The sequence below is a fragment of the Bradyrhizobium sp. CFUWI genome (assembly GCF_056429085.1).
In genome coordinates, this window is sequence record NZ_JBWJZE010000347.1 from 1 (window position 1) to 239 (window position 239).

Annotated in this window: 1 pseudogene; it reads left to right on the forward strand. The window is 62.8% G+C overall.

Annotation, left to right across the window (positions count from 1 at the left end):
• Positions 1–19 precede the first annotated feature (19 nt).
• A pseudogene (locus AC066S_RS40105) lies at positions 20–239 on the forward strand (hypothetical protein); the annotation flags it as partial.

The following is a 239-nucleotide window of genomic DNA, read 5'->3' on the forward strand; positions in this document are numbered from 1 at the left end:
GATCCCATTGATGCAACATTTGAGCGCGAGTCTGGGCCTTCTCGACGAGAAGGTGATTCGCGATGACCCACCGACCGCTTCCAGGTCGCGTTGCGTATCGACCGCTGCCGACGTTGGCAAATCCACCTGGCCGTCCGACGGCCGAGATTCCGCGACCGCGACGCAAACCCAGATCGCTCAAATCCTCGCCACGCTGCTGCGGCTAATGCAAGCGGTTCCCGGCACGTCCGGAAGGGGAC